Below are 26853 nucleotides of genomic sequence, written 5' to 3'. Positions count from 1 at the left end.
CGCCGTCCTCAGGCCTTTCTCGGGCGCCGTTCTCAGGCCATCCAGCGGTCCGGGCGGGCCGACCGGCGTCCCGTCCGGGACCGCTCGGCCTGCTCCCGCAGCAGCGACCCGGCCGCCTCCGCGCCCCGCAGCCGGGCCGTCACGGTCTTGCCGGCCCCCGTGTCCACATGAACGTCCGCGAGCCGCCACAGCCGCTCCCAGGGCCCCTGCGTCAGCCGTACGCTCTGGACCTTGGCGTGCGGGACCAGTGCCAGACGCCGGCGCAGCAGCCCGTGCCGCGCGGCGAACACCGTGTCCGTGACCGCGAGCCCGTACCCGCGCCACCACAACGGCACGCACCAGCCGGCCCGCCGGGGCGGCCGCGGCAACGCGCCGGGCACCGTCACACCGGGCAGCACGCGCGCGACGACCGACTCGGCGACCGCGCGCGGGGCGACCGGCACCAGCACCGAGTTCGCCGACCCGGCCACGTCCAGCTCCACCCGCACCCAGCGCAGTGGCCGCCACAGCAGTGGCTCCACTATCCGCACGGTCTGCACCCGCCCCGGTGGCACCGTCTCGTGCGTGCGGTCCAGCAGCCCGTGGTCGATGCGCAGCCCGTCGGGGGACTCCGCGAGCGTCCAGTCGTACTCCGCGACGAACCGCCCCACACTGGTCGTGGCCGCCGCGCCGAGCAGCGGCAGGGCGGTGGCGAGGACCGTCCACACGCTGTGCGTGGCCAGCCACAGCACCGGCGGTACGACGAGGGCGGCGGCCAGGGAGCCCCAGGTGGCGCCCGTCAGCACGAGGGAGAGCGCGAGCTTGCCAGGGGGCACGCGCATCAGCTCGTGCGCCGGCGCCTCGCCGACCTCGTGCGCCGTCTCGGGCGCGAATCCGGCGGCGCGCGCCAGCAGTTCCGCGCGGAGCGCGCGCGCCTCGCCCTGGCCCAGGAAGGCCAGTTCGTCCTTCTTGTCGGTGCCGACGACATCGATGCGCAGCTTGGCGACGCCCGCCACGCGCGCGAGGAGCGGCTGGGTCACGTCGACGGCCTGGATCCGCTCCAGCCGGATGTGCGCGGTGCGCCGGAACAACAGGCCGGTGCGTATGCGCAGTTCGCTGTCGGTCACCGCGAAGTAGGTGAACCACCAGGTGAGGAAGCCGTACAGCGCGGCCGCCGTGACCAGGACGGCGAGTCCGCCCAGGAGCATGGTCGTGGTCAGCTTCGTCAGCTGCTCCTGGGCCTGGTTCGGGTCGTGCACCGCCCAGCCGGTGAGCACCGCGACCGGCGCCCACGCCCGCCGGAACGGTGTCACGGGATGCAGCCGCCGCTCGCCCACGGCCTTGCCGGGGCGTATGACGCCGTCGACGCCGGGCGCGGTCACAGGCCCGCCGATCGGGCCTCGCCGAGCTCGGTGAGCCGGTCGCGCAGCCGTTCCGCCTCGGCCGGGTCGAGGCCGGGGATGGCCGCGTCGGTGGCCGCGGCCGCGGTGTGCAGCTGCACGCTCGCCAGGCCGAAGTACCGCTCGACGGGCCCCGAGGTCACCTCCACCAGCTGCATCCGCCCGTACGGCACCACGGTCTCCTCGCGCCACAGCACGCCGCGGCTGATCAGCAGGTCGTCGGCGCGTTCGGCGTACCGCCAGGAGCGCCAGTTGCGGCCGAGCAGCACCCAGCCCCATGCCATCGCGGCCAGCGGCAGCAGCGCGAAGGCCGCCCACACCGGGCCCGCGAGCAGACCCGGCAGCAGGCCCACGGCCAGCGCGAGCAGCCCCAGCCACACCACCAGCAGCAGCCGGCGCATCCGCAGCAGGCCGGGCGGCAGCCCCGTCCACACCGGCTCGGTCTCCGTCGCCCCGGCGCCGGCCGGGCTCCCCGTCTCCATGAGGTCAGCGTACGTACGAGAGACTGGGTCCATGACTCCTACGACGGAGACCACGGTCGGCATCGGCGGCGCCGCGGAGAGCACCGACATGGTGCTCAACATCGGTCCCCAGCATCCCTCCACACACGGCGTGCTGCGGCTCAAGCTCGTGCTGGACGGCGAGCGGATCGTCTCCGCCGAGCCGGTGATCGGCTATATGCACCGCGGCGCGGAGAAGCTCTTCGAGGCGCGCGACTACCGGCAGATCATCATGCTCGCCAACCGCCACGACTGGCTGTCGGCCTTCTCGAACGAGCTGGGCGTGGTCCTCGCCGTCGAGCGCATGCTCGGCATGGAGGTGCCCGTCCGCGCGGTGTGGACGCGCACGCTGCTCGCCGAGCTGAACCGGGTGCTCAACCACCTGATGTTCCTCGGCTCCTACCCGCTGGAGCTGGGCGGGATCACGCCGGTCTTCTACGCGTTCCGTGAGCGCGAGGAACTCCAGAACGTCATGGAGGAGGTCTCCGGCGGGCGTATGCACTACATGTTCAACCGTGTCGGCGGCCTCAAGGAGGACCTCCCGGCCGGCTGGACCGCACGCGCGCGTGCCGCCGTTTCCGCCGTGCGCTCCCGCATGGACGTCTTCGACAACCTGGTCCTCGGCAACGAGATCTTCCGAGGGCGCACCCGGGGCGTGGGCACCCTCGCGCCGGAGGCCGTGCACGCGTACGGCGTGAGCGGGCCCATCGCGCGTGCCTCGGGCGTCGACTTCGACCTGCGCCGCGACGAGCCCTACCTGGCCTACGGCGAGCTCCAGGACACCCTCAGGGTGGTCACCCGGTCCGAGGGCGACTGCCTGGCCCGCTTCGAGTGCCTCCTGGAGCAGACGCACAACGCCCTGGACCTGGCCGACGCCTGCCTGGACCGGGTCGCCGACCTGCCGCGGGGGCCGATCAACCAGCGGCTCCCCAAGGTCCTCAAGGCACCCGAGGGCCACACCTACGCCTGGACCGAGAACCCTCTCGGCATCAACGGCTACTACCTCGTCAGCAAGGGCGAGAAGACCCCGTACCGGCTGAAGCTGCGCTCGGCGTCGTTCAACAACATCCAGGCGCTGACGGAGCTGCTGCCGGGGACGCTGGTGGCGGACATGGTCGCGATTCTGGGGTCGATGTTCTTCGTGGTGGGGGACATCGACAAGTAGGGGGCGTGGGTCAGAGCAGCGGGTTCTCGATGCCCACCGGCTGCAGCAGCCAGCCGAAGTCGCCGAGGCCGCCGGGGGCGGTGAGTTCGGCGGCCTCGCCGGCGCTCGCGAGGGCGCGCACGTAGGAGGCGGGGTGAGTGGAGGCGAGCGTGAGCGGGGGGCGTGCGCCGATGAGGCCCAGGGCGCGCAGGGCGTCGCGTTGTGTGCACAGGAGCGCTGCGGGGAGGGCGTACGCCGTGTCGAGCGCCGTGCACGCGTCCAGTGCGACATGCGCCGTGATGTCACAGGACCCGTCCGGGACGGGCGCCGTCGCCCGCCCCTCGCGGAAGCCGGTCAGCGTGCCGAACGGGGGGCGCGTTTCCAGGGTGTGCGCATAGTCCACGGCCACCGCGAGCCCCTGCCGTACGCAGGTGACGGCGTCCGCCCACGCCCGGTCCCGGGGCAGCCCGATCTCCGCCCGCAGCCCCGGTTCGGCGCCCAGCGGCCACCACCGCGCGAGCCACTCCGCGTCCGCGCCCCACACCCGCTCTCCGAGCAGTTCGATGCCGTCGCGCCGGACGAGCACCAGCCGGGGCACACCGGCCGAGTCCACCTCGGCGACGTCGACCGGGACGTTGTCGAGCCATTCGTTGGCGAAGAGCAGGCCGGTGACCGTGCGCGGCAGCTCGCTCAGCCAGGTGATGCGGTCGGGCAGGCCGGGCGGGCGGTCGGCGACCTCGACGGCGCAGGCACGCACGCGTGCCGCCACGTCGGCGGGCAGCGCGGCGAGTACGCCGGTGACCAGCTCGCCCCGGCCGGCGCCCATGTCGACGAAGTCCAGCGTCTCCGGGCGTCCCAGGGCCTCGTCGACCCTGCACAGCAGTTCGGCCACGGCATCGGCGAACAGCCGCGACGCGTGGACCGACGTACGGAAGTGCCCGGCCGGTCCCTCCGGGCGGCGGTAGAAGCCGCCGGGGCCGTACAGGGCCGCCTCGGTGGCCGCACGCCAGCCACGGGCGTCGTCGGCCGTCACTCGCGTCGCCTCATCCGTCACCGGGCCAGACTAGGCGCACAGGTGATCACCTTCTCCACCTTGCGGAGTACGTGTGCGGAACAGGGATCGGCCCTCCGGTTGACCCCTGCACCTATCACGCTTACCTACTCTGGGTTACGTGCAGCGCCTCTATGACTTCCTCCGCAGGAACCCGACATGGGTCGACAGCTTCTGGGCCGTCGTCCTGCTCGGGCTGTCCTGCGTGAGCGTCGTGAATCTCAGCGGGGCGCGCGGCCATCACGGTTCGACCGCCGCCATGCTGGCCGTGTCCGTCGTCATGGGCGTGGTGGTGGCGCTGCGCCGCCGTTTCCCGGAGCCGATGCTGATGCTGGCCGCCGCGACCGGCCTGGCCCAGCTGGTCCTGGACGTCGAGACGACCGTCGCCGACTTCGCCATGCTGGTGATCGTCTGCACGGTCGCCGCGGTCGGCGAGCGCAGGGCGTCCCGGTTCGCCCTCTACGCGGGGCTGTGCGCGGCGCCTCTGGCGCAGATCCGGTGGCCGGCGGAGAAGACGAGTCTCGTGGGGCACCTGGCGATCGTGGTGTTCCAGACGGTGCCGTTCGTGCTCGCCTGGGTGCTCGGCGACTCCATGCGGACCCGACGCGCCTACTTCGCGCAGCTGGAGGAGCGGGCCGCCCGGCTGGAGAAGGAGCGCGAGGCCCAGGCCAAGGTCGCGGTCGCGGCCGAGCGCGCCCGGATCGCGCGCGAGCTGCACGACGTGGTCGCGCACAACGTGTCGGTGATGGTGGTCCAGGCCGACGGCGCCGCCTATGTCCTCGACGCCGCCCCCGACCAGGCCAAGAAGGCCCTCGAGACGATCTCCTCCACCGGCCGCCAGGCCCTTGCCGAGATGCGCCGCCTGCTGGGCGTGCTGCGCACGGGTGAGCACAAGGAGGTCGGCGAGTACGTTCCGCAGCCCGACGTCGAGCAGATCGACGAGCTGGTCGAGCAGTGCCGCAGTTCCGGCCTGCCAGTCGACTTCAAGGTCGAGGGCACCCCGCGCCCGCTGCCCAGCGGTGTCGAACTGACGGCGTACCGGATCGTGCAGGAGGCGCTCACCAACACCCGCAAGCACGGCGGCCCCAACGCGGGCGCCAGCGTGCGGCTGGTCTACTTCGACGACGGACTCGGCCTGCTGGTCGAGGACGACGGCAAGGGCGCCCCGCACGAGATGTACGAGGATGGCGGCGCCGACGGGCAGGGGCACGGCCTGATCGGAATGCGCGAGCGGGTGGGCATGGTCGGCGGCACCCTCGACGCCGGCCCCCGTCCCGGCGGAGGGTTCCGCATCAGTGCTCTGCTGCCGCTCAAACCGGCGCATTGACACAGACGCACGCCCCGTTGACACCTGTCACACTCCCCGGAAACCCCGCAACAGACCGACGAACGGAAACGGAAGAGGCCCCGATGACGATCCGCGTGATGCTCGTCGACGACCAGGTGCTGCTGCGCACCGGGTTCCGGATGGTGCTCGCGGCGCAGCCGGACATGGAGGTCGTCGCGGAGGCGGGCGACGGCGTCGAGGCCCTCCAGGTGCTGAACTCCACCGACGTGGACGTCGTGCTGATGGACGTGCGCATGCCCAAGCTGGACGGGGTGGAGACCACCCGCCGCATCTGCTCGGAGCCCGACCCGCCCAAGGTGCTCATACTGACCACCTTCGACCTCGACGAGTACGCCTTCTCGGGGCTGAAGGCGGGCGCCTCCGGCTTCATGCTCAAGGACGTGCCGCCGGGCGAGCTGCTGGCCGCCATCCGCTCCGTGCACAGCGGCGACGCCGTCGTCGCACCCTCCACCACCCGGCGGCTGCTCGACCGCTTCGCACCGATGCTGCCCTCCGCCGGCAAGGAACCCCGGCACCAGGAACTGAAGCGGCTCACCGACCGCGAGCGCGAGGTCATGGTGCTGGTCGCACAGGGGCTGTCGAACGGCGAGATCGCGGCCCGGCTGGTGCTCTCCGAGGCGACTGTGAAGACCCATGTGGGCCGCATCCTGACCAAGCTCGGGCTGCGCGACCGGGTGCAGGTGGTCGTGCTGGCCTATGAGACCGGGTTGGTCCGCGCGGGCGGCGGACACGGCTGACCCGCGGCACGCGCGGCCGACGTACGCTCCGGGCCGCTAGCGGAGTATCCCTTCCAGGAAGTCGCTGCCGAGGCGGGCCACGACCGTGACGTCCAGCTGGTGCAGTACGTACCGGCCGCGGCGGCGCGTCGTGACCAGGCCCGCCTTCTTGAGCACGCCCAGGTGCCGGGACACCTCGGGCGCCGACAGGCCTTGCACCTGCGCCAGCTCGCTGGTGGTGTACGCACTGCGTGCCAGGTACCGGCACAGCCGCATCCGGACGGGATGGGACAGCGCCGCCATCCGCAGCGTGAGCGCCTCCACCGACGCCGGTGCGGCCAGCTCCGGCGAGCCGACCGGATAGTGCAGCACCGGCTGCCAGCCGTAGCGGTGCAGGACCATCAGATGCGGCCAGCCCAGGCTCGTGGGCACCAGCAGGAGGCCGTCGGCCTCGGCCGCGATGTGGACGTCGGTGATCTTGTCCACGGTGATCCGCGTGGCCGTCTCGTCGAGCGTCACGGCGGGCGAGACCGCGGCCAGCGCCTCGGCCAGGCCCTTGCGCCGCAGCAGCTCCGTCTTGTGCCGGGCGTCGGCCGCCAGCTGGTGGCGCAGCCGCGACCAGGCCTCGTCGAAGAACGCCTCGGCGCAGTCCTCCAGGAACCGGCGCAGCCACGCGCGCACGCTCGGCGGATCGTCGAGCAGCCGCTGCGCGAACCGGACCTGCTGCGGACCGCGCGAGGCGGCCACCTCCAGCGCCCTGCGGCGCCCGACCGGATCCGACAGGATGGCCGGAGCCCGCGTGGCGTACGAGAGCACGCACGTGAACTCCATGGCCGCGTCCACGAACTGTTCGTCCGTCAGTTTGTCCAGCTGGTCGAGCTCCTCGGCGAGCGTGCCGCCCGGGACGGCGCCGGGAACGGCCGCGTACGGCAGGAACAGGTCGGAGAACGTCGACCGCCACAGGAAGTCCGCCTCGCACATCCGGTCGGCCAGATGCGGCTCCATACGGGCGGTCACGCCGGTCACCCAGCCCTGGAGGCCCGGATGGTGCCCCGGCTCGGACAGCGCGTGCAGCGCCATGCCGAGCTCGGCCAGGGGCGAGGGCACGACGGTGACCCTCTCCGGCCGCAGCCCCGCGATGTCGATACGTACGCTCATGTCACCATCGTGCACCCCGCCACCGACAACGCCCCGCTCGATTGACGGCCGCCGTCAATCGACGCGACTGCGGCGCGGCGGGCGCGCAGGCTGGGGAGCCATGAGCATCGTCCAGCAGTACTTCCTCGACACGTACCGAGCTCAGCAGCACGGCGATCCCGCGCCGCCCGCGCCCGGCGCGGGCGTGCGCGGGGCGCGAACAGGCGCGGACTGGCCGTCTACGAGGGTGGTGGGTGCCCTGCGACGGGTGCTGCGGGCGCGACGTGGCCGGCCGCGCCCATACGGCGGAGCCGCAGATCGCTAGAGCCCCGCGCCCCCTACTGGGTCGCTCCAGGCAACCGCGTAACGAAGTCCGCGACCGCCGCACGCACGTCCTCCGCCGTCCACCCCAGGCCCTCCGCCGTCACCGTCACCTCGGTCACGGTCAGCCCCGGTCCCTTGGACCCCCAGTGGCCGCTGAACAGGTAGGTGCCGGTCTCCTCGGCCTGGCGGACCGCCGCCTCCATCAGCACGTCGCCGTCGTACGGCAGCCAGACCTGGAACTCGTGGGTGTGCGGTTCCTCGGGGAAGACGCGTGCCCAGGGCAGGCCTGCCTCGGCGAAGCCCTCGCGCAGCGCCGAGGCGACCACGCGCGCGTGCCGCACGTAGTCCGGCAGGCGGGGCAGCTCGCGATCCAGGCCGGCCAGGGCCGCGAGCGCGGTCGGGAACTGCTGGAAGACCGTCCCGCCGTACCGGTGCCGCCAGGTCTTCGCCTCCTCGACCAGGGGCTTCGGGCCGGCCAGCGCGGCGCCGCCGAAGCCTTCGAGGGATTTGTAGAACGACACGTAGACGCTGTCCGCCAGGTCCGCGATCTCGTGCAGGGGGCGCCCGAAGTGGACGGTGGACTCCCACAGGCGCGCGCCGTCGAAGTGCACCACCGCGTCGCGCTCCCGCGCCGCCTCCACGACCGCCGTGAGCTCCTCCCAGGAGGGCAGCACGAAACCGGCGTCCCTGAGGGGCAGTTCCAGCATCAGCGCCCCGAAGGGCTCCTCGAAGTCGCGTATCTCCTGGGCGGTGGGGAGCCGGGGCTCACCCGTGACGCGTACGGGGCGCAGGCCGGCGACCTCGCGAAGGGCGTTGCGTTCGTGGAGCTCGGGGTGGGCGAGGGCGTGCAGGGCGACCGTGGGGTTGCCGGTGCGGGCTGCCCAGCAGCGCAGGGCCACCTGCTGGGCCATCGTGCCGGTCGGGAAGAACGCGGCGGCCTCCGTGCCCAGCAGGGCCGCGACACGCGCCTCCAGTGCCTCGACGACTCCGTTGCCGTAGAGGTCCGCCGGTCCGTCCAGGTCGTAGACGTCGGGGGCCGATTCCTGGAGCCGCGCGAGCCGTTCGCGCAGTGAGGAGAGCGCGCCCACGCGCGCGAGGACGCGTTCGGCCTTCCGGTAGGCGGCCGTGCGCCGCTCTCGCATCCGCTGCTGCGCCGACGCGGGTTCGTTCGGCTGGTCGTCCTGGGTGGTCGCCGTATCGCTCATGCCCTGGATGATGCCGTGGCACAGCACCCGAGGGCCTCGTATTTTCCGCGCGGGACAATGGCCGCAGGCGTGTGCGCGGGACGCCAGGCGCGATGTGACCGGTCCCCCACAGCCTGTGGACAGCCAACTGGGGCCGAACCCGATAGCGTTAACATGACGAGAAATCGTCCGGTACCCAGAGCGGACTGGAACGGGAAGGCCACCGTCGCGTGAGTACAGTCCAACAGCCAGACCTCAGTGACCGCCCCGCGCGGCTCACCGTCGGCGTCGTCGGCGCCGGTCGGGTGGGCCCCGCGCTCGCCGCGTCCCTGCAGCTCGCCGGGCACCGTCCGGTGGCCGTCTCCGGTGTCTCCGACGCCTCCAGGCGGCGCGCCGAGACGCTGCTGCCCGACATCCCGCTGGTACCCCCCGCCGAGGTCCTCCGACGTGCCGACCTGGTGCTCCTGACCGTCCCCGACGACGCCCTGCCCGGCCTGGTCGCCGGCCTCGCCGAGACCGGTGCCGTAAGGCCGGGCCAGCTGCTCGTGCACACCTCCGGGCGATACGGCGCCAAGGTCCTGGACCCGGCCCTGCGCGCGGGCGCGCTGCCACTGGCCCTGCACCCTGCCATGACGTTCACCGGGACGCCGGTGGACGTACAGCGGCTCGCGGGCTGCTCGTTCGGGGTGACCGCGCCCGAGGAGCTGCGGCTGGCCGCCGAGGCACTCGTCATCGAGATGGGCGGCGAGCCGGAGTGGATCTCCGAGGAGAACCGCCCGCTCTACCACGCGGCCCTCGCCCTCGGCGCCAACCACCTGGTCACCCTGGTCGCCCAGTCCATGGAGCTGCTGCGCACGGCCGGTGTCGAGGCCCCCGACCGGATGCTCGGCCCGCTGCTCGGCGCCGCCCTGGACAACGCCCTGCGCTCCGGCGACGCGGCGCTGACCGGGCCGGTCGCGCGTGGGGACGCGGGCACGGTCGCCGCGCACGTCACGGAGCTGCGCCGGCATGCCCCGCAGGCCGTCGACGGCTATCTGGCGATGGCCCGCGCCACGGCCGACCGGGCGCTCGCGCACGGCCTGCTGAAGCCGGAACTCGCCGAGGACCTCCTCGGTGTCCTCGCCGGCGGCACGAACGGCACCCACGGCACCGAGGGGAACAGCTGATGAGCACCGCCCTGCTGCGCACCGCCGACGAACTGCACGCGCGCGTGCGGCACGGTCGCCGCGCCGTCGTGATGACCATGGGTGCCCTGCACGAGGGCCACGCCACGCTGATCCGCGGCGCACGCGAGATCGCCGGCCCGGACGGCGAGGTCGTCGTCACGGTCTTCGTCAACCCGCTGCAGTTCGGGGCCGGCGAGGACCTCGACCGCTACCCGCGCACCCTGGACTCCGACCTGAAGATCGCCGAGCAGGCGGGCGCGGACGTCGTGTTCGCCCCGTCGGCCGAAGAGGTCTACCCGGGCGGACAGCCCCAGGTGCGCGTCACAGCGGGGCCGATGGGCACGCTCCTGGAGGGCGCCGCACGGCCCGGGCACTTCGACGGCGTCCTGACCGTCGTCGCCAAGCTGCTGCACCTCACCCGGCCCGACGCGGCCCTGTTCGGGCAGAAGGACGCCCAGCAGCTGGCCGTGATCCGGCGCATGGTGCGGGACCTGAACTTCGGCATCGAGATCGTCGGCGTACCGACGGTGCGCGAGGCCGACGGGCTCGCGCTCTCCAGCCGCAACCGCTATCTGTCGGTCGACGACCGGCGCACGGCGCTCGCGCTGTCGCGCGCGCTGTTCGCCGGGCGCGACCGGCACGCGGCACAGGAGGCGTTGCGCGCGCGGGCGCTCGAGGTGCCGTCCACGCGGGCGCGCGCCGAGGCGCTCAGCGCCATAGGGGAGTCCCGCGCGGCGGCCGACGCGCATGCCGTCGCCAAGGCCGTGCCGAACGCCGCTGCCGCCGTCCGTGCGGCCGCGCGGACCGTCCTGGACGAGGCCGCCCACTACGATCCGCCGCTCGAACTGGACTACCTCGCCCTGGTCGACCCCTCCGACTTCACCGAGATCGACGACGACTTCGCCGGAGAGGCCGTCCTCGCCGTCGCCGCCCGGGTCGGGACGACCCGGCTGATCGACAACATCCCTCTCACCTTCGCCGCCCCCGGAGCCGCCTCGTGACCAGCACAGGCATACGACTGCACGCGCCCGCCCCCGGATGGTCAATCGACGCGGACGTGGTGGTGGTCGGGTCCGGCGTCGCCGGCCTGACCGCCGCCCTGCGCTGCGAGGCCGCCGGACTGACCACGGTCGTCGTCACCAAGGCACTCCTCGACGACGGCTCCACCCGCTGGGCCCAGGGAGGCGTCGCGGCGGCCCTGGGCGAGGGCGACACCCCCGAGCAGCACCTGGACGACACCCTGGTCGCGGGCGCGGGCCTGTGCGACGAGAACGCCGTGCGGATCCTCGTCACCGAGGGCCCCGACGCGGTACGGCGGCTGATTTCGACCGGCGCCCACTTCGACACCGACGCGGACGGCGACATCGAACTCGCCCGCGAGGGTGGCCACCACCGGCGCCGGATCGCGCACGCGGGTGGGGACGCGACCGGCTTGGAGATCTCGCGCGCGCTGGTGGAAGCGGCTCGCGCGCGGGGCGTGCGGATGATCGAGAACGCGCTGGTGCTCGACCTGCTGACCGACGCCGAGGGGCGCACGGCGGGCGTGACCCTGCATGTGATGGGCGAGGGCCAGCACGACGGCGTGGGCGCCGTGCACGCCCCCGCGGTCGTCCTCGCGACCGGCGGCATGGGCCAGGTCTTCTCCGCGACCACCAACCCGTCGGTGTCCACCGGAGACGGGGTGGCCCTGGCACTGCGCGCGGGAGCGGAGGTCTCCGACCTCGAATTCGTCCAGTTCCACCCGACCGTGCTGTTCCTCGGCGCCGACGCGGAGGGCCAGCAGCCGCTGGTCTCCGAGGCGGTTCGCGGCGAGGGCGCGCACCTGGTCGACGCGGACGGTGTGCGCTTCATGGTGGGGCAGCACGAGCTGGCCGAGCTCGCGCCCCGGGACATCGTCGCCAAGGGCATCATGCGGCGCATGCAGGAGCAGGGCGCCGAACACATGTTCCTGGACGCCCGGCACTTCGGCGCCGACATGTGGGAGCACCGTTTCCCGACGATCCTGGCCGCCTGCCGGGCGCACGGCATCGACCCGGTCACCGAGCCCATCCCGATCGCGCCGGCCGCGCACTACGCCTCCGGGGGAGTGCGCACCGACGCGCGCGGGCGCACGACCGTGCGCGGGCTGTACGCGTGCGGCGAGGTCGCGTGCACCGGCGTGCACGGCGCGAACCGGCTCGCCTCCAACTCCCTCCTGGAGGGCCTGGTCTACGCCGAGCGCATCGCCGCCGACATCACCGCGCGGCACGCGGAGAACCGCCTCCACGCGCGCGTGCCCGCCCCGGTCCCGCACTCCGACAAGCCCGCGCACCCGCTGCAGGCCCCCGAGGCCCGGTTCGCGATCCAGCGGATCATGACCGAGGGCGCCGGCGTCCTGCGCTCCGACGAGTCCCTGACCGGGGCCGCCGAGCAGCTCCAGCGCCTGCACACCGAGGCACGCGACGCCCTCGCCGAGAACGGCAAGACCGCCGAGCCCGGCGTGGACACCTGGGAGGCCACCAACCTCCTGTGCGTCGCGCGCGTGCTCGTCGAGGCGGCCCGGCGCCGCCAGGAGACCCGCGGCTGCCACTGGCGCGAGGACCACGCCGACCGCGACGACACCGCGTGGCGCCGCCATATCGTCGTACGGCTGAATCCGGACCGGACGCTGGCCGTACGCACCACCGACACCGCAGACTTCCCCCCGACCCGGCCGCACCAGCCATCCCAGGAGCAGTGACAGACGTGAGCACCAACGACCTTCCCCTCGCCGACGGCGGCGGCTGCGGCGACGGCTGTGCCTGTGGTGACGAGGAGTACCTGGAGTGCGGGCTCGACCCCGCGCTCGCCGAGCTCCTCGCCGCCGCCGGACTCGACCCCGTGGAGGTCGAGGACATCGCCAATGTGGCCATCCAGGAGGACCTGGACAACGGCGTGGACGTGACGACCGTCGCGACGATCCCCGAGGAGGCCGTGGCGACCGCCGACTTCGTCGCGCGCGAGGCGGGCGTCGTCGCGGGGCTGCGGGTCGCCGAGGCCGTGGTCTCCGTGGTCTGCACGGACGAGTTCGAGGTCGAGCGGCACGTCGAGGACGGCGACCGGGTCGAGGCCGGGCAGCCGCTGCTGTCGATCACCACCCGCACCCGCGACCTGCTCACCGCCGAGCGCAGCGCGCTGAACGTCCTGTGCCGCCTCTCCGGCATCGCGACCGCCACGCGCGCGTGGGCGGACACGCTGGAGGGCACGCGGGCACGCGTGCGTGACACCCGCAAGACCACCCCGGGGCTGCGCTCCCTGGAGAAGTTCGCGGTGCGCTGCGGCGGCGGCGTCAACCACCGGATGTCACTCTCCGACGCGGCCCTGGTCAAGGACAACCACGTGGTCGCCGCCGGTGGCGTCGGGCCGGCCTTCAAGGCCGTGCGCGAGGCCTTCCCGGACCTGGCGATCGAGGTCGAGGTCGACACCCTGCACCAGCTGCGCGAGGTCGTCGACGCGGGCGCCGACCTGATCCTGCTGGACAACTTCACGCCGGGGGAGTGCGAGGAGGCCGTGGCGATCGTCGGCGGGCGCGCGCTCCTGGAGGCGTCAGGGCGGCTCACCCTGGAGAACGCGCGGGCGTACGCCGACACCGGCGTGGACTTCCTGGCCGTCGGTGCCCTGACCCACTCCTCGCCGATCCTGGACATCGGCCTGGATCTGCGCGAGGCGGTGTGACCCCATGCTCCTCACGATCGACGTCGGCAACACACACACCGTCCTCGGGCTCTTCGACGGCGAGGACATCGTCGAGCACTGGCGCATCTCCACGGACGCGCGCCGTACCGCCGACGAGCTGGCGGTGCTCCTCCAGGGACTGATGGGCATGCACCCGCTGCTCGGCGACGAACTGGGCGACGGCATCGACGGGATCGCGATCTGCGCGACCGTGCCGTCCGTGCTGCACGAGCTGCGCGAGGTCACCCGGCGGTACTACGGCGACGTCCCGGCGGTGCTGGTGGAGCCGGGGGTGAAGACGGGGGTGCCGGTCCTCACCGACAACCCCAAGGAGGTCGGCGCGGACCGGATCATCAACGCGGTCGCCGCCGTCGAGCTGTTCGGCGGCCCGGCGATCGTCGTCGACTTCGGCACGGCCACGACCTTCGACGCGGTGTCCGCGCGAGGGGAGTACGTCGGCGGGGTGATCGCGCCCGGTATCGAGATCTCGGTGGAGGCACTGGGCGTCAAGGGCGCGCAGCTGCGGAAGATCGAGGTGGCCCGGCCCCGGAGCGTGATCGGCAAGAACACGGTGGAGGCCATGCAGGCGGGCATCGTGTACGGGTTCGCCGGGCAGGTCGACGGGGTGGTCGGCCGGATGGCGCGGGAGCTGGCGGACGATCCGGACGATGTGACGGTGATCGCGACGGGCGGCCTGGCGCCGATGGTGCTGGGCGAGTCCTCGGTGATCGACGAGCACGAGCCGTGGCTGACGCTGGTGGGGCTGCGGCTGGTGTACGAACGGAACGTGTCGCGGATGTGAGCCGGGCGGGGGCGGGCGCATCGAGCGGCGGCGGCCAGGTGGGTGGCCCCGTCACGCCACACCCTGCCCCCTATGTCGAGTTTGTCTGATTTACGCGTATCTTCGGTCCATGCCCACGCCATATGGATCCCGCGGCGGCATGGCGTTCGGTGCGGAGGAGCTGCGTGTGCTCCGCCGTGCTCTCGCCCTCGCCCTTCACCCCGGTCCCGCCTCCGCCGAGGACATCAAGGACTGTCATCGGCTCGCCGAGTCGTTCGACGAGGCGATGCGTGAGGGGGCCCGGCTGCGCGCCTTCCTGGTGGCCGATCTCGTCCGGTACCGCGCGGCCCTGCCGGGGACCGTCGCCGGTTATCTCGCCCTCCTGGAGGAGGCGCTGAGCGCCGGGCATCGGCCCACCCCGGACGACCTCGCCGCGCTGCGGGCACTGCGTGGGAACGCCGGCGCCGCGGCGCTGCTCGACCGCTGCCAGGACCTCGCGGAGCGTGATGTGCGGGCCCGGCTGGCGCAGGGCGCCCGCAAGGTGCCCGCACCGGCCGTTCCGGCGTCCAGGGTCCGTCTGACGGCCCTGGCGGGCGGTGTGGCCAAGGAGCCGCAGAAGAAGCCGAAGGAGAGGCCCGCCGAGCGGCCCGCCCCGCAGCCCGCGGCCCCCGAGCCCGTCGTGCCGAAGCGGCCCATTCCGACCCCGGGCGAGGTCTTCCCCCGGCGCCGGCCCACCCCGCCGCCCGCGGGGTCACCGCAGCAGCTCGCCGCCGGCTGAGCAAAACGGCAGCTCGCGCGCGTTGCGTGACGCTTCGCCCACCCCGCACCTTTCGCCCGGTACCCCCTGGCTACCCTGGACGCATGGACTACGTCTCCGCGCTCCTGCCCCCGGTCGTCATGGCCATCTTCTTCATCGGTCTGGTCCGGGTGATCGTGAAGACCCAGGGCGGCGCCGCCAAGGCCAAGGAGGACGCCGCCGTGGACGCCGCCCTCGCGCGCGCGGAGAGCGCCCGGCAGGCCTCCGCCCCGACCGGCGACGCCTGATCGCGGACACCTCCCGGGCGTACGACTCGAAGCACAGCCACAGCCGCACCTCTCGAGCCGTACGCCCTTTTTGCCCGCCTTTGTTGGCGAAAGTGCCCGTCGGGCACGCCATGGGCGGGATCTCCCACTATTGTTCTGAGCTGTGCCTCGCCCATTGGGAGAACTCGAAGACGCGGTCATGACGCGGGTGTGGAAGTGGAACCGCCCGGTGACCGTTCGAGAAGTCCTGGAAGACCTCCAGCAGGAACGGTCCATCGCGTACACCACGGTGATGACCGTTTTGGACAATCTCCATCAGAAGGGCTGGGTGCGACGGGAGGCCGAAGGGCGCGCCTATCGATATGAGGCCGTCTCCACCCGGGCCGCCTACGCCGCCGCCCTCATGAACGACGCCTGGTCGCAGAGCGACAACCCGGCCGCCGCTCTCGTCGCCTTCTTCGGGATGATGAGCGACGAACAGCGCCAGGCTCTGCGGGACGCCGTACGGATCGTGCAGGGTCCGGATAGGCCGGAACAGCAGGAAGAACGCGAAGAGCGCGAAGCCCCGCAACGCGAGGACCAGGAAGCCCCGCAAGAGGAGAACCCCGGCTCCATGGTGGACCGCGGCGGGCGATAGCGTCCGCTCATGTCAGCGATGCGCCCCGAAGTCACCGCAAAAGCCATCACCGTCCGGCGGGCCCGGACCAGCGATGTCCCGGCGGTACGCCGACTCCTTGACGCGTACGTTCGTGACCGCATCCTCCTCGACAAAGCCACGGTGATGCTTTACGAGGACATCCAGGAGTTCTGGGTCGCGGAACGCGACGACAACGCCGAGGTGGTCGGCTGTGGTGCACTGCACGTGATGTGGGAAGACCTCGCCGAAGTGCGCACTCTCGCGGTGAAGCCCGGCCTCAAGGGCGCCGGTGTCGGTCATCAGTTGCTGGAGAAGTTGCTGGAGACCGCGCGTTGGCTTGGTGTTCGCCGAGTTTTCTGTCTGACCTTCGAAGTCGAGTTCTTCGGGAAGCACGGCTTCGTGGAGATCGGCGAGACGCCCGTGGACACCGATGTCTACGCGGAGCTGTTGCGTTCCTATGACGAGGGTGTCGCGGAGTTCCTCGGACTCGAACGAGTGAAACCGAACACCTTGGGCAACAGCCGGATGCTTCTGCATCTGTGATCGCCAAGAGGGACCGCGGCGGACAAGAGGCATCGGGGCGGAGTCGGGTGGGAGATCGGGCCGCTATTCCGGGCACCCCGCCTGCCCAGGTGCCCTATGTCCGAAACGCGCATGTTTCCGGGCAGGAGCGGGCCCCTCGGTCTCTCCCAGGGGTTTGTGTTTTTCCCGCAAAAGCGGTTTGCTTTCCGACGTACTGCAGTACTGCATATAACAGGGGGCGGCGAAACGGCGGACGCCGCAGACCCCCGGCCCTGAAGTTATCGATGAAAGGAAATCCGGTGGCACAGAAGGTTCAGGTCCTTCTTGTCGACGACCTCGACGGCGGCGAGGCGGACGAGACCGTGACGTTCGCGCTGGACGGCAAGACGTACGAGATCGACCTCACGACCGGCAATGCGGACAAGCTGCGCGGTCTTCTCGACCCCTATGTCAAGGGCGGTCGTCGTACCGGTGGCCGTGCTTCGGGCGGACGCGGAAAGGCCCGAGTGGCTTCCGGCGGCAGCCAGGACACCGCGCAGATTCGCGCATGGGCAAAGGAGAACGGCTACGAGGTCAACGACCGCGGCCGTGTTCCCGCGACGATTCGTCAGGCCTACGAGGACGCCAACAGCTGACTGTCCTCCGGCCCGCGGCCCACGCGCCGCAACCGGACCCGGTGGCACTCGGTGGCCACCGTGTCCACCAGCCGTACGAGATCGGGGGCGCCCCCAACGCCCCCCATGGCCGACCTTGTCGAGAGCGTCGACAGTGTCGGCAGCGAGGCTTCGACCTCGCCCCCCGACTCGGGGGGCCGCAACCAGACGGCGGCCCCCTGTACGGCTCCCAGGGGCCTCGAGGACTCGACGGCGCCTTCGGCGGCTTCGGGAAGCGGTCGGGCACCGATGAAGACCGGCTCGGGCCGCACCGGAGCGTCCATCCGGCCGTGCGCGCCCAGCGCCCGCAGGTCCAGGGCCAGCGAGCCCCACTCCAGCCAGTCCAGCAGCCCCGGCAGCTCCTCCGCGCCGCCCGCGGCCACCAGCAGCCGCATCCGGTCGCCCTGAACCGCCACCGGAGAGCGCGGCCCCAGATGCCTGAGCGCCTTCGCGCCCGCCCTGGCCGGCACGTCCAGCACGTCGAAACGCACGCCCGTGACCAGCCGCAGCGGCTCTCCGGGCGCCGCGGGCACTGTTGCCCAGCCCAGATCGTTCTCGTACCAGTGCCGGAGCCGGGCCGCCCGCCCCTCCGGCCCGACGGCGCCCACCAAACCGGATGCGACGACGCGACCGGAGCCGGACGCGTCGCAAGAACCGGAACCGGAATCGAGCGGACGACGGGGGTGAGGGACCGTGGAAGCGGCCAGAGGGACTGTGCCAGCCATACCAAGTGCAACTCTCGCAATCCCCCGGAGTTACGCTGGGTGTGCGTACGAATGCGCAGGGTGCCGGAAGAGGGCGCGTGTAGGGGTCAGGAGAGACGCAAGGTTGTTCGCCCATAGCGGAGGGACCGGGGGCATCCGGCATGGACTGTCAGTCCGGGCGGGTAAGACATCCCTAGTGGGAGGGGACGACACGCATGCGAGGCCGTCTCACGTTCGCCATCGGCGTACTGGAGGTAAGGGTAACTGCCTGGCCTGCGGGAACATCGTCTCGCACCATCGGGTTGGAGCAGATGTCGGCGTTCGGGGTCAGGAGGCCATCGACGGTGTCGGCAGTTGGAATGAGCGGTCCCCGCTTGCGGGACTAAGCTGCGGAAGGACAGAGAGGGGAAGTTCCCCCCACTGCCTGACCGCTCTGAGGAGCGATTAACGATGTTCGAGAGGTTCACCGACCGCGCGCGGCGGGTTGTCGTCCTGGCTCAGGAAGAAGCCCGGATGCTCAACCACAACTACATCGGCACCGAGCACATCCTCCTGGGCCTGATCCACGAGGGTGAGGGTGTCGCCGCCAAGGCCCTTGAGAGCCTCGGGATTTCGCTCGAGGCGGTCCGCCAGCAGGTGGAGGAGATCATCGGGCAGGGGCAGCAGGCCCCGTCCGGGCACATTCCCTTCACCCCCCGTGCCAAGAAGGTCCTGGAGCTGTCGCTCCGCGAGGCCCTTCAGCTGGGCCACAACTACATCGGCACGGAGCACATCCTGCTCGGCCTGATCCGTGAGGGCGAGGGCGTCGCCGCCCAGGTCCTGGTCAAGCTGGGCGCAGATCTCAACCGGGTGCGGCAGCAGGTCATCCAGCTGCTCTCCGGTTACCAGGGCAAGGAGACCGCCACCGCCGGCGGCCCTGCCGAGGGCACCCCCTCGACGTCCCTGGTCCTCGACCAGTTCGGCCGGAACCTCACCCAGGCCGCTCGTGAGTCCAAGCTCGACCCGGTCATCGGGCGCGAGAAGGAGATCGAGCGGGTCATGCAGGTGCTGTCCCGCCGTACCAAGAACAACCCGGTCCTGATCGGTGAGCCCGGCGTCGGCAAGACCGCCGTCGTCGAGGGCCTCGCCCAGGCCATCGTCAAGGGCGAGGTGCCCGAGACCCTCAAGGACAAGCACCTCTACACCCTGGACCTCGGCGCCCTGGTCGCCGGCTCCCGCTACCGCGGTGACTTCGAGGAGCGCCTGAAGAAGGTGCTCAAGGAGATCCGCACCCGCGGCGACATCATCCTGTTCATCGACGAGCTGCACACGCTGGTCGGTGCGGGTGCCGCCGAGGGCGCCATCGACGCGGCCTCGATCCTGAAGCCGATGCTGGCCCGCGGTGAGCTGCAGACCATCGGTGCCACCACCCTGGACGAGTACCGCAAGCACCTGGAGAAGGACGCGGCCCTGGAGCGCCGCTTCCAGCCCATCCAGGTCGCCGAGCCGTCCCTGCCGCACACGATCGAGATCCTCAAGGGTCTGCGTGACCGGTACGAGGCCCACCACCGGGTCTCCATCACGGACGAGGCGCTGGTCCAGGCGGCCACCCTGGCCGACCGCTACATCTCGGACCGCTTCCTGCCGGACAAGGCGATCGACCTGATCGACGAGGCCGGATCGAGGATGCGCATCCGCCGGATGACCGCTCCGCCGGACCTGCGCGAGTTCGACGAGAAGATCGCCGCCGTCCGCCGGGACAAGGAGTCCGCGATCGACTCGCAGGACTTCGAGAAGGCCGCCTCCCTCCGCGACAAGGAGAAGCAGCTCCTGGCCGCCAAGGCCAAGCGGGAGAAGGAGTGGAAGGCCGGCGACATGGACGTCGTCGCCGAGGTCGACGGCGAGCTGATCGCCGAGGTGCTGGCCACGGCCACGGGCATCCCGGTCTTCAAGCTCACCGAGGAGGAGTCCTCGCGTCTGCTGCGCATGGAGGACGAGCTCCACAAGCGGGTCATCGGCCAGGTCGACGCCGTCAAGGCGCTGTCGAAGGCGATCCGCCGTACGCGTGCCGGTCTGAAGGACCCGAAGCGTCCCGGTGGCTCGTTCATCTTCGCCGGCCCGTCCGGTGTCGGTAAGACCGAGCTGTCCAAGGCGCTCGCCGAGTTCCTCTTCGGTGACGAGGACGCGCTGATCTCCCTCGACATGTCGGAGTTCAGCGAGAAGCACACGGTGTCGCGGCTCTTCGGTTCGCCCCCCGGTTACGTGGGCTACGAAGAGGGCGGCCAGCTGACCGAGAAGGTGCGGCGCAAGCCGTTCTCGGTGGTCCTGTTCGACGAGGTCGAGAAGGCCCACCCGGATATCTTCAACAGCCTGCTGCAGATCCTGGAGGACGGTCGCCTGACCGACTCCCAGGGCCGGGTCGTGGACTTCAAGAACACGGTCATCATCATGACGACCAACCTCGGCACCCGGGACATCTCCAAGGGCTTCAACCTGGGCTTCGCGGCCACGGGCGACACGAAGTCCAACTACGAGCGCATGAAGAACAAGGTGTCGGACGAGCTCAAGCAGCACTTCCGTCCCGAGTTCCTCAACCGCGTCGACGACGTGGTCGTCTTCCCGCAGCTCACGCAGGAGGACATCCTGCGGATCGTCGACCTGATGGTCGGCAAGGTGGACGAGCGCCTCAAGGACCGGGACATGGGCATCGAGCTCTCCCAGTCCGCCAAGGAGCTGCTGGCCAAGAAGGGCTACGACCCGGTGCTGGGCGCGCGTCCGCTGCGTCGCACGATCCAGCGCGAGATCGAGGACACGCTCTCCGAGAAGATCCTCTTCGGCGAGCTGCGCCCCGGTCACATCGTGGTCGTCGGCACGGAGGGCGAGGGCGACGCCAAGACCTTCACCTTCCGGGGTGAGGAGAAGTCGGCACTCCCCGACGTCCCGCCGATCGAGCAGGCGGCCGGCGGAGCCGGTCCGAATCTGAGCAAGGAGGCGTAGCCCTTCCGGGGTTCGCCGAAGGAAGGGGCCGGTGCTTTTCGAAGCACCGGCCCTTTCGTATACCGCCGCGCGGGATACCGCGTGCGATGCCGTGGGATTACGACAGCTGGCCGTTGTAGTCCGGCAGCTTGAACGTCTTCTCCGCGTGGCCGCCCGAGAGGTCGGTGGCGCTGTTGCCGATGTTCGCGATGATCGTGTAGCCGTTGTTCTCGATGTCGACGCGCTGGGCGGTCTTGTAGGCGGCGACGTCCTTGAAGAGGTCGAAGAGGTTCCGGACGTACAGGCCGGAGACGTCGTAGCCGTCGTGTTCGAGGTTGTACTCGGTCGGCAGGTAGATGATGCCCGGGCGGGCCGTGACGAAGAACAGGGAGACGCCGTGCTCCTGGGCGTATTCGGCGACGTTCAGGACCGGCTTGTTGGCCGGCTGGGGGTAGCTGAGGCCGAAGTCGGTCTCCAGCGTGGTGTTGTCGATGTCGAAGACGATCGCCTGCCTCTCGCCCGGCTTGACGGCGGCGATGCGCTGCTTCAGGTAGGGCAGGGCCTGGTCCATCACAGACTGGCAGTCCTTCTGCCAGGTGGCGTAGTCGACCGTGGTGGAGCTGCTCTCCGTCGCGGCCTGGGCCGGCGCGGCCATACCGGCGAGCGCGGCCACGGAGACGGCGGTGACGGATATGCGGCGGGTCCAGGTGCCTGTGGTCATCGGTTGGGGTGTCCTCTCACGGTCCACGGCTGTGTCAGGGGCATGGTGAGTGGAGGAGGTGGCGTGGAGGGGGCCGTGGGGTTACCGGCAGGTAGGTTGGGGGAGGTGTGCGCCATATTTCCGGGGGTGCAGATCTCGGCCGCCTGTGACATGGCGCACGGACGAAACGCCTGTTACTAGCCGAGATAGTGGGACCCGGGTAGGGCCGAAAGGGATTTTTTGCCCTCGGTGCCCGGTCGAATGGGATGGCGGGTTCGGGTTGGCTGTTCAAGGGCGCTCTGTCAAGAAAGAGTCAATTTTATGCATAGGTACTAGGAGATGCCGTAGATAAGGGGGTTTGAGGGGTGCGCGGCTTTCGGGTTACCAAGGGATTCCCCGTCGTCTACTCCACGAGGTTCCGATGTCCCTGCGCGCCGCTGTCCGTGCCACCCGTACGTCCTCGCTCCGCAAGCGCGCCGCCGTTCTGGCCGCCGGTGTCGGAGTCACGGCCGTGGTGGGGTCCGGGGTCGCGTCGGCCGCCACCTCCAGTGCCGCCGCCTGGGTCGAGCCGGTGAAGAAGTACACCCTCTCCTCGAGCTACGCCCAGTCCGGCGCCCTGTGGACCGCCAAGCACAGCGGGCAGGACTTCGCCGTGCCGACCGGCACCCGGGTCGTCGCCGCGCACGGCGGCACCGTCGTCAAGGCCGGGGGCAACGGCGCGGGTGACGGTCCCGCGTACGGCAACGCCATCGTCATCAAGCACGGCGGCGGCCAGTACTCGCAGTACGCGCATCTGTCGCGCGTCGACGTCAAGGTCGGGCAGATCGTCACGACCGGTCAGCGCATCGGGCTGTCCGGCAGCACCGGCAACTCCACCGGGCCGCACCTGCACTTCGAGATCCGTACGACCCCGCACTACGGCTCCGCCGTCGACCCGGTCGCCTTCCTCCGCGCCAAGGGCGTGATCCTCTGAGCGGCGTGACCGTCCAACAGGCCGCCTGACCGTCTAGGCGGAGTGACCGGACCCCCGGTGGGCCTGGGTCACCAGGTCCAGGGCGACCTCCAGAACGGCTTCCTGCTTCTTCTCGGGGTCGCCTTCGAGGTCCTGTATGACGAACATGCCCGCGTGCAGCGTGAACATCGCGCTGATGCAGCGGACCTGGTCGGTCAGGGGCGCGTCCGGATCGATGATGATGTTCCGCAGGTCGCGCATCCGGTCCTTGAAGGTGTCGCCGATCCGCAGCTCCCGCACGGTCGCCTGGTTCTCCTGCATGAAGCGGAACAGCGGTCCGGCGGCGGCGAGCGCCTGGCTGTAACGCCGTACGATCTCCTGCTTGGTCTCCAGGGTGTGCGGCTGGCCCTTGCCCCACTCGATCAGGTCCTGGATCGGCCGGGTCAGGTCCTCGAAGACGCTGACCAGGATCTCTTCCTTGGTCTTGAAGTGGTAGTAGAGGGCCGCCTTGGTCACGTCGAGACGCTCGGCGATCTCCCGCAGGGAGGTCTTCTCGTAGCCCTGCTCGGCGAAGAGTTCGAGCGCCACGTCCTGGATGCGCTGGCGGGTGTTGCCCCGGCGCTGCTGCTTGGTGCCGTCCATGGTGACGCCCATCCTCTTACTCCTCGCGCTCCCGCGAAAACTCGCCCTGTCGGATACCGGCGTCCGGTCCGTAGACTTACTTGACGACCGGCTAGTGACAGGTTTACCTTTCCAGTGTACTGAACTAGCCGGGCGGCAAGTAAGTAGCTGTCGCCAGGGGGAGTGGGAGAGATGGCGGACACCCAGGCGGCCGGCACCGGCCAGGAATCACCGGGGGCACCGGTCGCGGCGGACTCGTCGGCGAAACAGCCCAGGAGCGTGCGGGTCGTGATCCTCGCGCTCATGATCGCGATGATGCTCGCGATGCTCGACAACATGATCGTGGGTACGGCGATGCCGACGATCGTGGGTGATCTCGGCGGCCTCGAACATCTGTCGTGGGTCGTGACCGCCTACACCCTCGCGACCGCGGCGGCCACCCCGCTCTGGGGCAAGCTCGGTGACATGTACGGGCGCAAGGGCGCCTTCATGACCTCCATAGTCATCTTCCTGATCGGCTCCGCGCTCAGCGGCATGGCCCAGAACATGGGCGAGCTGATCGGGTTCCGGGCCATCCAGGGGCTCGGTGCCGGTGGTCTGATGGTCGGCGTCATGGCGATCATCGGTGACCTCGTGCCGCCCCGTGAGCGCGGCAAGTACCAGGGCATGATGGCCGGCGTCATGGCGCTCGCGATGATCGGCGGCCCGCTGGTCGGCGGCACCATCACCGACAACTGGGGCTGGCGCTGGGCCTTCTACATCAACCTGCCGCTCGGTGTGGTCGCGCTGGCCGCCGTCAGCGCCGTACTGCACCTGCCGAAGAAGCGGAGCAAGGCGCGTATCGACTACCTCGGTGCCGGTCTGCTGACCCTCGGCATCACCTCGATCGTGCTGGTCACCACCTGGGGCGGCTCCCAGTACGCCTGGACGTCCGCGCGGATCATGGAACTGATCGCCATCGGTGTCGTCTCGCTGATCGGGTTCGTCTTCTGGCAGACCAAGGCCGCCGAACCGGTCCTGCCGCTGCACATCTTCCGCAGCCGCAACTTCACTCTGATGTCGATCATCGGCTTCATCGTGGGCTTCGTGATGTTCGGCGCCACGCTGTTCCTGCCGCTGTACCAGCAGTCCGTGCAGGGCGCGTCCGCGACCAACTCCGGTCTGCTGCTGCTCCCGATGCTCGGCGCGATGCTGGTGACCTCGATGGTCGCCGGGCGGGTCACCACCAGCACCGGCCGCTACAAGATCTTCCCCCTCGCGGGCGGTGTGCTGCTGACCGTCGGCCTGTACCTGCTGTCCACGATGGACACCGACACCACCCGGTTCATCTCCGGCGTGTACATGGCCGTCGTCGGCCTCGGCATGGGCTGCCTGATGCAGATCACCATGCTGGTCGCGCAGAACAGCGTGGAGATGAGGGACATGGGCGTCGCGTCCTCGTCGACCACCCTGTTCCGTACGCTCGGCTCCTCCTTCGGTGTCGCCATCATGGGCGCGATCTTCAACAACCGGGTCCAGGACGAGATGACCGCGCGGGCCGGGGCGCTGGGCTCGAAGGTCACCGAGCAGTCGGCCTCGCTGAACGCGGCGAGCCTGGCGAAGCTGCCGGCCACGGTCCGCGAGGCGTACCAGCACGCGGTGTCGGCCGGCACCCACTCGGCGTTCCTGCTCGGTGCCGTGATCGCCGTGGTGGTCGTGGTGGCGGCGGCGTTCGTCAAGGAGGTGCCGCTGCGGGGCGGCCCCCAGAAGGCGGGCTCCGACGAGGCGGCGCCGCTGGCGGTGGTCGAGGCGGTCTGAACGGCCCCCTCCTCGCTTGTCCTCGAACGCCGGTCGGGCTGGTCTGTCCAGCCCGGCCGGCGTTGTCAGTGGCCCGTGTCACCATCGGCCCCATGGACAGACTGCGTCGGCTGCGCCTCGCCAAAGACGCCATGGACCGGGAGTGGGCCGACCCGGACCTGGACCTCGACGCGGTCGCCGCGCACGCCGGGTACTCGCGGTATCACTTCATCCGCGCCTTCAAGGAGGCCTACGGCGAGACGCCCGGCCAGTATCTGACGCACCGCAGGATCGAGCGGGCCCAGGAGATGCTCCGCGGCGCCAACCTCACCGTCACCGAGATCTGCCATCTGGTCGGCTTCAGCAGTTTGGGTACGTTCTCCAGCCGCTTCAAGGCACGTACCGGGCTCAGTCCCACCGAGTACCGGACCGAGCACGTGGGCAGAGGTGCCTCCCTCATCCCCGGCTGCTACGCCATGCTCTGGGCCGGCGGCTTCCGGAACAGGAGCGCAACTTCCGAGAAGCGCGCCGACGACCCGCCCGCCTACCGTGACGGACAGGAGCAGCAACCGTCCGGCAGGAGAGCACAGCCATGATCCAGGGCCTGGCCATCACCACCGTGTGGACCTTCGACCAGCAGCGCACCAAGGCGTTCTTCACCGAGAAGCTCGGCTTCGAGGTACGCGACGACATCGCCATGGGTGACATGCACTGGGTCACCGTCGGCGCCAAGGGCCAGCCCGGTGTCGAACTCGCCCTGATGCGCGTGGACGGGCCGGGCCTCGACCCCGAGTCCGCGGACGCGCTGCGCACGCTGGTGGCCAAGGGCGCCCTGGGCGCCGGGGCGTTCCGCACCGACGACTGCCGAGGTGACTACGAGACCTTCCGGGCGCGGGGCGTCGAGTTCATCCAGGAGCCCAAGGAGCGGCCGTACGGCATCGAGGCGATCTTCCGCGACGACAACGGCAACTGGTACTCACTGACCGAGCGCAGCGAGGAGCTCGACTTCTCCAAGGAGTTCTGAGCATGTCCGTGCACGAGGGCCCCGATCACACCGCCGTCCGCGTCGCCCTGTGGCGGGCGCTGCACCGGCACGCCGACGCACCGCCATACGTCATCGAGGACGAGGCCGGGCTGCGGCTCGCCGGGCCGGAGGCCGGGGACGACTGGCGGGCGCGACCGGACATGGACGCCGAGGCCACCCGGCGGACCCGGGCGTCCATCGTGGCCCGGGCCCGGTTCGTCGAGGACCTGGCGCTGGCGGCGGCCGGGCGCGGCGTGGACCAGTACGTCGTCCTGGGCGCCGGTCTCGACACCTTCGCGCAGCGCCGCGCGTCCGACGCGGTGGCCGCCGGGCTGCGGGTGTTCGAGGCCGACCGGGCCGGGGCCGTGGCATGGAAGCGGCGGCGGCTGACCGAGCTGGGGTACGGGGTACCGGGCTGGCTGCGGCTGGTGCCGGTGGACTTCGAGGGGGACTGGTGGGGACAGCTGGTGGCCGCCGGTTTCGAGCCGGGCCGGCCGGCCGTGGTGGCCTCGGCAGGGGTCACCATGTACCTCACCGAGGACGCCGTCGCCGCCACCTTCGGGCGCATCGCCGGGCTGGCCCCCGGGTCGACGCTGGTCACGACGTTCCTGCGGCCGATCGAGGACGTCGAGCCGGACCAGCGGGAGCAGCTGCGGGTGGCCCAGCGGGGCGCGCAGGCCTCCGGTACGCCCTTCCTGACCTTCTACACGCCGGAGCGGATCGCGGCCCTGGCCAGGCAGGCCGGTTTCCGCGAGACCCGGCATGTGCCGGCGGAGGAACTGGCCGAGCGCTACTTCACCGGCCGAACGGACGGCCTGCGCCCCTCACGCGGCGAGGAACTGCTCGTGGCCACGACCTGAGCC

At 70.9% G+C, this 26853-nt stretch carries 27 protein-coding genes; 19 read left to right on the top strand and 8 right to left on the bottom strand.

Going from position 1 to position 26853, the window contains the following annotated elements:
* Positions 1–32: 32 nt before the first annotated feature.
* Together ACZ7OO_RS38110 and ACZ7OO_RS38105 are read right to left on the bottom strand one after the other, a co-directional pair.
* Entirely contained in the window at positions 33–1361 is a 1329-nt protein-coding gene (locus ACZ7OO_RS38110) for a PH domain-containing protein (protein ID WP_471512052.1), read from the bottom strand.
* On the bottom strand, positions 1358–1861 hold the full coding sequence (locus tag ACZ7OO_RS38105) for a PH domain-containing protein (protein ID WP_471512051.1): 504 nt from the start codon (positions 1859–1861) through the stop codon (positions 1358–1360). Before ACZ7OO_RS38105 ends, ACZ7OO_RS38110 begins: the two co-directional genes overlap by 4 nt.
* Positions 1862–1892: 31 nt before the next feature.
* Between ACZ7OO_RS38105 and ACZ7OO_RS38100 the strand changes: the two genes are divergently transcribed.
* Positions 1893–3044: an NADH-quinone oxidoreductase subunit D gene (locus ACZ7OO_RS38100; protein ID WP_471512050.1), complete on the top strand. Its 1152-nt coding sequence runs from the start codon at positions 1893–1895 to the stop codon at positions 3042–3044.
* A 10-nt stretch (positions 3045–3054) separates the two neighbouring features.
* Here ACZ7OO_RS38100 and ACZ7OO_RS38095 read toward each other — a convergent pair whose 3' ends face one another.
* Positions 3055–4077, bottom strand: a complete 1023-nt coding sequence (locus ACZ7OO_RS38095; protein WP_471512049.1) for an SAM-dependent methyltransferase — start codon at positions 4075–4077, stop codon at positions 3055–3057.
* 118 nt (positions 4078–4195) lie between these two features.
* Between ACZ7OO_RS38095 and ACZ7OO_RS38090 the strand changes: the two genes are divergently transcribed.
* Positions 4196–5401: a sensor histidine kinase gene (locus ACZ7OO_RS38090; RefSeq protein ID WP_471512048.1), complete on the top strand. Its 1206-nt coding sequence runs from the start codon at positions 4196–4198 to the stop codon at positions 5399–5401.
* 83 nt (positions 5402–5484) lie between these two features.
* On the top strand, positions 5485–6159 hold the full coding sequence (locus ACZ7OO_RS38085; RefSeq protein WP_471512047.1) for a response regulator: 675 nt from the start codon (positions 5485–5487) through the stop codon (positions 6157–6159).
* 36 nt (positions 6160–6195) lie between these two features.
* On the opposite strand, the gene ACZ7OO_RS38080 is transcribed toward ACZ7OO_RS38085, so the two are convergent.
* The gene (locus ACZ7OO_RS38080; protein ID WP_352225673.1) at positions 6196–7296 is read right to left on the bottom strand and encodes a DUF5937 family protein; all 1101 of its coding nucleotides are present in this window, start codon (positions 7294–7296) and stop codon (positions 6196–6198) included.
* A gap of 317 nt (positions 7297–7613) precedes the next feature.
* A complete protein-coding gene (locus ACZ7OO_RS38075) occupies positions 7614–8804 on the bottom strand; it encodes a threonine aldolase family protein (protein ID WP_471512046.1) in 1191 nt (396 codons plus the stop codon).
* Positions 8805–9013: 209 nt separating this feature from the next.
* On the opposite strand from ACZ7OO_RS38075, the gene ACZ7OO_RS38070 reads away from it, so the two are divergent.
* The 10 genes from ACZ7OO_RS38070 (at position 9014) to ACZ7OO_RS38025 (ending at position 17240) form a co-directional block, all read left to right on the top strand.
* Positions 9014–9949 (top strand): Rossmann-like and DUF2520 domain-containing protein, encoded by a 936-nt coding sequence (locus ACZ7OO_RS38070; protein ID WP_471512045.1) that lies wholly within the window; start codon positions 9014–9016, stop codon positions 9947–9949.
* Entirely contained in the window at positions 9949–10950 is a 1002-nt protein-coding gene (panC, locus tag ACZ7OO_RS38065) for a pantoate--beta-alanine ligase (protein WP_471512044.1), read from the top strand. The genes ACZ7OO_RS38070 and panC overlap by 1 nt, the downstream gene beginning before the upstream one ends.
* Complete coding sequence (locus ACZ7OO_RS38060; protein WP_471512043.1) at positions 10947–12668, top strand: L-aspartate oxidase; 1722 nt, start codon at positions 10947–10949, stop codon at positions 12666–12668. Before panC ends, ACZ7OO_RS38060 begins: the two co-directional genes overlap by 4 nt.
* Before the next feature lie 5 nt (positions 12669–12673).
* Positions 12674–13642, top strand: a complete 969-nt coding sequence (gene nadC, locus ACZ7OO_RS38055) for a carboxylating nicotinate-nucleotide diphosphorylase (RefSeq protein ID WP_471512042.1) — start codon at positions 12674–12676, stop codon at positions 13640–13642.
* Positions 13643–13646: 4 nt separating this feature from the next.
* Positions 13647–14444, top strand: a complete 798-nt coding sequence (locus tag ACZ7OO_RS38050) for a type III pantothenate kinase (RefSeq protein WP_046730883.1) — start codon at positions 13647–13649, stop codon at positions 14442–14444.
* A gap of 139 nt (positions 14445–14583) precedes the next feature.
* A complete protein-coding gene (locus ACZ7OO_RS38045) occupies positions 14584–15201 on the top strand; it encodes a hypothetical protein (protein WP_471512089.1) in 618 nt (205 codons plus the stop codon).
* 83 nt (positions 15202–15284) lie between these two features.
* Positions 15285–15467: a hypothetical protein gene (locus ACZ7OO_RS38040; RefSeq protein WP_471512041.1), complete on the top strand. Its 183-nt coding sequence runs from the start codon at positions 15285–15287 to the stop codon at positions 15465–15467.
* A 178-nt stretch (positions 15468–15645) separates the two neighbouring features.
* Positions 15646–16083, top strand: coding sequence for a BlaI/MecI/CopY family transcriptional regulator (locus ACZ7OO_RS38035; RefSeq protein WP_471512040.1), 438 nt, complete (start codon positions 15646–15648; stop codon positions 16081–16083).
* Positions 16084–16092: 9 nt separating this feature from the next.
* On the top strand, positions 16093–16626 hold the full coding sequence (locus ACZ7OO_RS38030) for an amino-acid N-acetyltransferase (protein ID WP_471512039.1): 534 nt from the start codon (positions 16093–16095) through the stop codon (positions 16624–16626).
* Between the two features lie 278 nt (positions 16627–16904).
* The gene (locus ACZ7OO_RS38025; protein WP_471512038.1) at positions 16905–17240 is read left to right on the top strand and encodes a histone-like nucleoid-structuring protein Lsr2; all 336 of its coding nucleotides are present in this window, start codon (positions 16905–16907) and stop codon (positions 17238–17240) included.
* Here ACZ7OO_RS38025 and ACZ7OO_RS38020 read toward each other — a convergent pair.
* Positions 17219–17983 carry an SCO3374 family protein gene (locus tag ACZ7OO_RS38020; RefSeq protein WP_471512037.1) on the bottom strand — a complete coding sequence of 255 codons (765 nt, stop codon included), beginning with the start codon at positions 17981–17983 and terminating at the stop codon, positions 17219–17221. The genes ACZ7OO_RS38025 and ACZ7OO_RS38020 overlap by 22 nt on opposite strands.
* Positions 17984–18412: 429 nt before the next feature.
* Between ACZ7OO_RS38020 and ACZ7OO_RS38015 the strand changes: the two genes are divergently transcribed.
* Entirely contained in the window at positions 18413–20938 is a 2526-nt protein-coding gene (locus ACZ7OO_RS38015) for an ATP-dependent Clp protease ATP-binding subunit (RefSeq protein WP_471512036.1), read from the top strand.
* Between the two features lie 97 nt (positions 20939–21035).
* Here the strand turns inward: ACZ7OO_RS38015 and ACZ7OO_RS38010 are convergent, their stop codons facing one another.
* Complete coding sequence (locus tag ACZ7OO_RS38010; RefSeq protein WP_471512035.1) at positions 21036–21638, bottom strand: HAD family acid phosphatase; 603 nt, start codon at positions 21636–21638, stop codon at positions 21036–21038.
* A 400-nt stretch (positions 21639–22038) separates the two neighbouring features.
* On the opposite strand from ACZ7OO_RS38010, the gene ACZ7OO_RS38005 reads away from it, so the two are divergent.
* Positions 22039–22590, top strand: a complete 552-nt coding sequence (locus ACZ7OO_RS38005; protein ID WP_471512034.1) for a M23 family metallopeptidase — start codon at positions 22039–22041, stop codon at positions 22588–22590.
* Positions 22591–22623: 33 nt separating this feature from the next.
* On the opposite strand, the gene ACZ7OO_RS38000 is transcribed toward ACZ7OO_RS38005, so the two are convergent.
* Positions 22624–23223, bottom strand: a complete 600-nt coding sequence (locus ACZ7OO_RS38000) for a TetR/AcrR family transcriptional regulator (protein WP_471512033.1) — start codon at positions 23221–23223, stop codon at positions 22624–22626.
* 159 nt (positions 23224–23382) lie between these two features.
* On the opposite strand from ACZ7OO_RS38000, the gene ACZ7OO_RS37995 reads away from it, so the two are divergent.
* From ACZ7OO_RS37995 to ACZ7OO_RS37980, 4 genes are all read left to right on the top strand, one after another.
* Positions 23383–24987, top strand: a complete 1605-nt coding sequence (locus ACZ7OO_RS37995) for an MDR family MFS transporter (protein ID WP_471512032.1) — start codon at positions 23383–23385, stop codon at positions 24985–24987.
* Between the two features lie 92 nt (positions 24988–25079).
* On the top strand, positions 25080–25562 hold the full coding sequence (locus tag ACZ7OO_RS37990) for a helix-turn-helix transcriptional regulator (RefSeq protein WP_471512031.1): 483 nt from the start codon (positions 25080–25082) through the stop codon (positions 25560–25562).
* Positions 25559–25990, top strand: a complete 432-nt coding sequence (locus tag ACZ7OO_RS37985; RefSeq protein ID WP_471512030.1) for a VOC family protein — start codon at positions 25559–25561, stop codon at positions 25988–25990. The genes ACZ7OO_RS37990 and ACZ7OO_RS37985 overlap by 4 nt, the downstream gene beginning before the upstream one ends.
* 2 nt (positions 25991–25992) lie before the next feature.
* On the top strand, positions 25993–26850 hold the full coding sequence (locus ACZ7OO_RS37980) for a class I SAM-dependent methyltransferase (protein WP_471512029.1): 858 nt from the start codon (positions 25993–25995) through the stop codon (positions 26848–26850).
* Positions 26851–26853 lie beyond the last annotated feature (3 nt).

It is taken from the genome of Streptomyces sp. NPDC111744 (genome assembly GCF_055634995.1).
The sequence above is the reverse complement of the archived record's forward strand: the minus strand, read 5'-3'. Positions and strand labels throughout refer to the sequence as shown.